Annotated in this window: 7 protein-coding genes; all 7 read right to left on the minus strand. The window is 42.7% G+C overall.

Translation table 11 applies throughout. From position 1 onward, the window contains the following. Positions 1–61: 61 nt before the first annotated feature. Positions 62–613 carry a dTDP-4-dehydrorhamnose 3,5-epimerase gene (rfbC, locus tag P255_RS14570; RefSeq protein WP_004902144.1) on the minus strand — a complete coding sequence of 184 codons (552 nt, stop codon included), beginning with the start codon at positions 611–613 and terminating at the stop codon, positions 62–64. Positions 614–643: 30 nt separating this feature from the next. Beyond that, positions 644–1,537: a glucose-1-phosphate thymidylyltransferase RfbA gene (rfbA, locus tag P255_RS14575; RefSeq protein WP_004902145.1), complete on the minus strand. Its 894-nt coding sequence runs from the start codon at positions 1,535–1,537 to the stop codon at positions 644–646. Further along, complete coding sequence (gene rfbD, locus P255_RS14580; RefSeq protein ID WP_004902146.1) at positions 1,534–2,442, minus strand: dTDP-4-dehydrorhamnose reductase; 909 nt, start codon at positions 2,440–2,442, stop codon at positions 1,534–1,536. Before rfbD ends, rfbA begins: the two co-directional genes overlap by 4 nt. A gap of 10 nt (positions 2,443–2,452) precedes the next feature. Continuing rightward, complete coding sequence (gene rfbB / locus P255_RS14585) at positions 2,453–3,532, minus strand: dTDP-glucose 4,6-dehydratase (protein ID WP_004902149.1); 1,080 nt, start codon at positions 3,530–3,532, stop codon at positions 2,453–2,455. 83 nt (positions 3,533–3,615) lie between these two features. After that, positions 3,616–4,647 (minus strand): ELM1/GtrOC1 family putative glycosyltransferase, encoded by a 1,032-nt coding sequence (locus P255_RS14590; RefSeq protein ID WP_004902151.1) that lies wholly within the window; start codon positions 4,645–4,647, stop codon positions 3,616–3,618. Beyond that, on the minus strand, positions 4,640–5,635 hold the full coding sequence (locus P255_RS14595) for a glycosyltransferase (RefSeq protein WP_004902154.1): 996 nt from the start codon (positions 5,633–5,635) through the stop codon (positions 4,640–4,642). The genes P255_RS14590 and P255_RS14595 overlap by 8 nt, the downstream gene beginning before the upstream one ends. A 12-nt stretch (positions 5,636–5,647) precedes the next feature. After that, positions 5,648–6,421, minus strand: coding sequence for a polysaccharide deacetylase family protein (locus P255_RS14600; protein WP_051353641.1), 774 nt, complete (start codon positions 6,419–6,421; stop codon positions 5,648–5,650). Positions 6,422–6,439: the final 18 nt, after the last annotated feature.

Here is a 6,439-nt window from a genome sequence, read left to right on the forward strand (position 1 = left end):
TATACTTTTGCGATATAGCTTGTAGTTGATAATAATAAATCAACTACAAGAAATACAACCTCTACTGGTTAAATGTATCAGCAACCTGATCTTTATCACTTACTAATACTTTATCGACTTGATTTAAAGGCCAGTCAATTGCCAGTGTTGGATCATTCCAAATAATTGCTCTTTCAGACTCTTTGGCATAGTAATCAGTTGTTTTATACAAAAACTGCGTGTTGTCTTCTAAGGCAATAAAGCCATGGGCAAAGCCCGCAGGAATCCAAAATTGACGGTGATTTTCACCTGTCAACTCCACACCAACCCATTGACCAAAAGTTGCCGAGTCTTGACGAATATCAACTGCAACATCCCATGCACGACCTTGCACCACACGCACCAATTTGCCCTGTGCATGGGGATTGAGTTGATAATGTAAACCACGCAACACGCCTTTTTGTGACATAGAATGATTATCTTGAACAAAGTTTGGAATCTCGAAGTTACGCTCTGCTAAAGCCTGTTCAAAGTTTTTTTGATTAAAACTTTCCATGAACCAGCCGCGCTCATCAGCAAATACACGAGGTTCAAAAATCAACAAATCTTTAATTTTAGTTTCAATAATATTCATATTGCGTCACTCAATCTGGCTACTTTAGGCTTATTTTGCTTGGTGTTCTTGATGCAGTTTTAACAAATACTGACCATAACCCGTCTTTTTAAAGAAATTGGCACGCGCTAACAACTGATCAGAGCTGATCCAACCGTTGTTAAAGGCAATTTCTTCCAAGCATGCCACTTTAAGCCCCTGACGGTGCTCAACTGTTTGCACAAATTGGCTCGCTTCCAGCAATGAGTCATGTGTACCCGTATCTAGCCATGCAAAACCACGCCCCAACAACTCAACGTTCAATTGATTTTGTTGTAAATACACATTATTTACATCAGTAATTTCCAGTTCACCACGTGCCGATGGCTGAATATTTTTAGCAACTTCGACCACGCTATTGTCATAGAAATACAAACCTGTCACCGCATAGTTTGATTTTGGTTGAGTTGGCTTCTCTTCAATGCTAATTGCTTTACCTGTTGAGTCAAATTCAACAACACCAAAACGCTCAGGATCATTGACATAATAGCCAAACACTGTAGCACCAGAAGTCTGTGCCGATGCACGTTTAAGCTGCTGGCTAAAACTTTGACCATAGAAAATATTGTCGCCTAAAATCAGACAGACATTATCCTGACCAATAAACTCTTCACCCAAAATAAAAGCTTGTGCCAGACCATCTGGTGACGGTTGAACCTTATAAGACAACTTAATGCCGAGTTCTTCGCCTGTACCCAGTAATTTTTCAAAATTTGGCAAATCTTCTGGTGTTGAAATAATCAAAATTTCAGAGATACCTGCCAGCATCAGCACAGATAACGGATAATAAATCATCGGTTTATCGTAAATTGGCAACAGCTGCTTTGATGTCCCCATCGTAATTGGGTATAAACGGGTCCCCGAACCACCCGCAAGAATAATGCCTTTACGTTTTATTTGGCTCATACGATGATTTCTCCTAAGACTTGTTCCACACCTTGCTGCCAATACGGCAAATGCAGATGAAATTGTTGTTGTAATTTTTGGGTATTTAAACGTGAGTTTAAAGGACGTTTTGCTGGTGTTGGGTAAGCTGTGGTTACAATCGGATGTACCTGTTGCAACTTCAAAACCAAACCTTTGTATCGAGCAACATCAAATATATATTGTGCATATTCGTACCAAGACGTTTCACCCGAAGCCGCAAGATGATAATGCCCACACAGTTGTTGCTGTTGTTCGGCTGCGTGTAAACTGTAATAGCGAATTGCCTGTGCAGTCACATCAGCAATTAAAGCTGCACCTGTAGGTGCACCAATCTGATCAGCAATAATGCTGAGTTCTTCTTTAGCTTGCGCTAAACGCAGCATGGTTTTGATAAAGTTCTGACCATGCGTGCCGTAGACCCAAGAAGTACGAAAATTGATAAACTTTACCGCACTTTGCTCAAGTGCCACTTCACCTGCACGCTTGCTTTGACCATAGACATTTTGTGGTGCAGTTACGTCTTGCTCTTGCCATGTTTGTGTACCTTGACCAGAGAATACATAATCAGTGGAATAATGAACTAACAAAGCGTTCACTGCTTGGCACTTTTCAGCCAAGTGTTTGACTGCTAAATGATTAATCAGGTCAGCTTGTTTAGGTTCTGATTCAGCTTTATCGACAGCCGTATATGCCGTTGCATTCACAACGACATCTGGTTGAACTTGCTGAATAAGTTGAGTGATGGCTTCAAGATTCGCAATATCACCACACAAGCCTTGTGCATTGGTATGGCGATCTAAGGCAATCACCTCACCTAAAGGCTGCAAAGCACGTTGTAGCTCCCAGCCCACCTGACCATTTTTACCCAATAAAAGAATTTTCATTCGTCATTCCTTACTGAGCTGATTCAGTATGATACTGCTGTGTTAACCAGTTTTTATATTCACCACTTTGTACGTGTGCCACCCATTCCTGATTGTTCAGATACCACTCAACCGTTTTACGTAGCCCTGTTTCGAAACTTTCTTGTGGTACCCAACCTAAGTCTTTTTGAATCTTGCTAGCATCAATCGCATAACGTAAGTCATGCCCAGGACGATCAGTCACATAAGTAATTAGGTCTTGATACTGAGACACACCTTCAGGTTTATTCGGTGCAAGCTCTTCTAGAAGCTGACAAACGGCTTTCACCACATCAATATTCTTTTGTTCGTTATGCCCACCAATGTTATAGGTTTCACCGACTTGCGCCTGAGTCACAACTTGATAGAGCGCACGTGCATGATCTTCTACATAGAGCCAGTCACGAATCTGCTGACCATTGCCATAAACAGGCAACGCACGACCATTCAAGGCATTTAAAATAATGAGAGGAATCAGTTTTTCAGGAAAATGATATGGACCATAGTTATTGGAACAGTTAGTAATCAGTACAGGTAAACCATAAGTACGATGCCACGCACGCACTAAGTGATCTGAACTGGCTTTACTCGCTGAATAAGGTGAACTTGGAGCATATGGTGTCGTTTCATGAAATAAATCATCAGTACCTTCTAAGTCACCATATACTTCATCAGTAGAAATATGATGAAAGCGGAAAGCCTGCTTTTTCTCAGAAACCAAGCCGTTCCAATATTGGCGAGCGGCTTCAAGTAGCTGATATGTTCCTAAAATATTGGTTTCAATAAATGCGGCTGAGCCTGTAATTGAACGGTCTACGTGTGACTCGGCTGCCAAATGCATCACTGCATCAGGCTGAAAATCTGAAAATAGTTGATCTAGCGCAGCACGGTCACAAATATCGGTTTGTGAAAATTGATAGCGAGGACTTTGTGCAATACTAGATAAGGATTCTAGATTTCCCGCATACGTCAATTTATCGACATTTAAAACTTCATCTTGTGTATTTTGAATAATATGGCGAATCACAGCCGAGCCAATAAAGCCCGCTCCACCTGTAACTAAAATTTTCATCTTAAAATCGGAATACTAAAAATTCTGCTTAGTATAACCAATTCTCGATACACAACAGTTAAGAAATCACGGAGGATTCTCACTTAACTGTTAGCAAATAGTTGTTTATGTAATTGTTGTGCCAACAGTTCACTTGGCTCAACAGTCAAGGTCTGCTGTTGCTCGGCTTTAAATGTACTATTGAGCTGTGCGATGGAAATGACTTGCAAAATCTCTTGCTGACTCAAGCGCTCAAGTACATTGTGAAATTTTTCGTCGGGTTGCCAATGCTCAGGCAAATAAGCAACTACAGGACGCATGGCAGAAACACTTTCCATGAGCATAGACATAGAATCTGCACTACAAAATACGCGTGTCGAAACTGCCAAAAACTGATGCAAAACTGCACGTGGCTGTTCTGCCCACCACACTATATCTGCAATACATTCAAAATTTAAGTACTGCTGCAGAATTTTTTCAGCCTGTTTCCCTGTACGGCGTGAAGTGCTGAGCAACCATTTAATCCTATGCTGACGTGCCAGCAGGTTCATCTGTTTTGCCAGTTGAATCCAATCCTGCTCCTGATACTGTGCTCCCGCGCCATCTCCACCGATCAGCATGGTCCACACTTGCTGCTCGACATGTGGATGCTCGGAGTACCATTGCTTGCCATGCTGTTGCAAGGTTGCCTGACTTAAAGGCATCGGCGACACAGGTAAGCTAATAAATGGTTTTGGCAAATCTGGTTCGAGCACCAAAATTGCATCAAACAATTCAGCTTTGAGTTGACGCAGTGAACCACAAAAAATATTTTTTGCACCAAATGCCTTGGACAACCACACAATCGCATAGGCACTATTTCCACCTGCACCGACCACAATATCTGGGCGTGCATTTGGCAGCGCATCTCCCTGATAAAACTGATCAATTTTTTCTGCTTTAGGAATTTTATAGTTAAGTAACCAGGTTAAAGGTCTGCGATAAAACTTATGCTTTAAAGTCAGTTCAATCCAATGCACCTCTAATTCAAAATCACGTTCCAGAGCAAACAACACCCCTTTAGACTGATTAAAATGCCCTGGCACACCATCGCTGACCACCCATACTGTTTTTTTACTTTTCGGTTGGTTATGCATGACTCAGTTCCTGATAAACCTGTAGGGTATTGTGTAGCACAGCTTCTAGCGTTAGCTGTTGCTGGGCAGATTGATAAATCGGTTCTGAACGCTCAGTCAGCTGCTCAAAATGCTGCACATGTTGTTGAATTAAATCATGTAAAGCAGTGACGTCATCCGCAGGGCACATCAGTTCAGGTGGCAAAATTTCTGCAACCATACCAACATCCGTTGAAATCACAGGGCAATGCACCAAAAGCGCTTCAGCCAGCGTATAAGGGCCACCTTCATTACGCGATGAGATCACCAAAAAATCCGCCTGCTGCATCAGTGTAGTAATATCATTGCGATGCCCAAGCAATTCAATACGATCTGTTAGAGCATGCTGCTGAATTTTCTCTTGTAGTAAACCGCGATCTGGCCCATCTCCCACAATCCAGAGCTTGGCATCAATGCCTTGCCATGCTTCAACCAGTAAATCAAAACCTTTGGCAGGCACGAGGCGCGCAACCGCAATCGCTTGTAAAAGTTGATGTGGCTGTTTTTGTGCTGCCTGAAGTACAGGTGGCTGAATCCCATTTAAGACTACACGCACACGGTCTTGCTGACTAAACTGATTGGCGACCCGTCGACTCACTGCAATAATTCGATCATATTTTTCAAATGCCTGAACATTACGTTTTAGGTTATGCAGTGTCGCCACACTTGGAATTTTCAGCCATTTCAGCATGGGTGCAATCATGGATACGGCTTTGTTGGCTTGCACATGCAGGACATCGGCATGCGTGGCTTTAATGGTCTGATACAACTGCCACAGCAAAATCGGGTTTTTACGGCTCTTGCTTAAATCCAAGGCTTTAAATTCAACACCACTGACTCGCTCAGCATACTTTTCATGCGCGATGAGTGTCACCTTTTGCCCCGCCTGTGCCAAACCATTTGCCAGTTCAACCACATGCTTTTCCAAACCGCCTTCTTCGTCACCCGCCATGACCATACAAATATGCATTGTTATTCTCTCTTATAACCCGCGCTGACCCAGTTTCAAGCGACATTTCACTGCAAATAGCGAATCTTTACCACTCATCTTGATGCGCTGTAACTGCATAAAGTCAGGCTGTGCAGTATCAATACCCTCTTTGGTGGTCACGGCATTGCAATAACCGACCTGTTTGGCCAGTTCAACGTCACGCTGACTATAAATTCCAAAAGGATAGGCAAAACTGGTCACAGGTTGCTCAATCATCTGCTCAAGCTGTTGCTTGGATTCCGCCAACTCCTGCAAACACTCTTCATCTGTCAACTTGTCCAAATTGGCATGGGTCATGGTATGTGAACCTATTTCTACCAAACCACTCTTTGCCAAAAATCGGACTTGTTCATCACTCAGTTTGGGCTCACGTGCCAGTTCGCCACTATTGTGATGGGCTTTTTTATAAGTCGACCAGTCACGATCATGACGGTCAACCACCACATAAATCGTGGCTTTGGCCTGATATTTTTCTAAAACAGGATAGGCATTTTCCAAGTTATCCAGATAACCGTCATCAAAAGTAATCGCCACAGTTTTTTCAGGATGCTTGCCCCAGTTTTGCTGAAGTTCCTGCATGGTCACAAAGTGAAAACCTTGCGCTTTCATCCACGCCACTTGCTTGTCAAATTCGGCAGGGGTCACACGCAGCTTATTGAATTTTGCGCCATCAATATGCTCACGCACCATGTGATACATCAAGACACGAGGACGTTTCCAGTCTATTGCAGGTTTCCACCACGCATATTTATAACTAAATGCCATCACCGCAAGCAGCACAAT

The sequence above is a fragment of the Acinetobacter brisouii CIP 110357 genome (assembly GCF_000488275.1).
Taxonomy (GTDB): domain Bacteria; phylum Pseudomonadota; class Gammaproteobacteria; order Pseudomonadales; family Moraxellaceae; genus Acinetobacter; species Acinetobacter brisouii.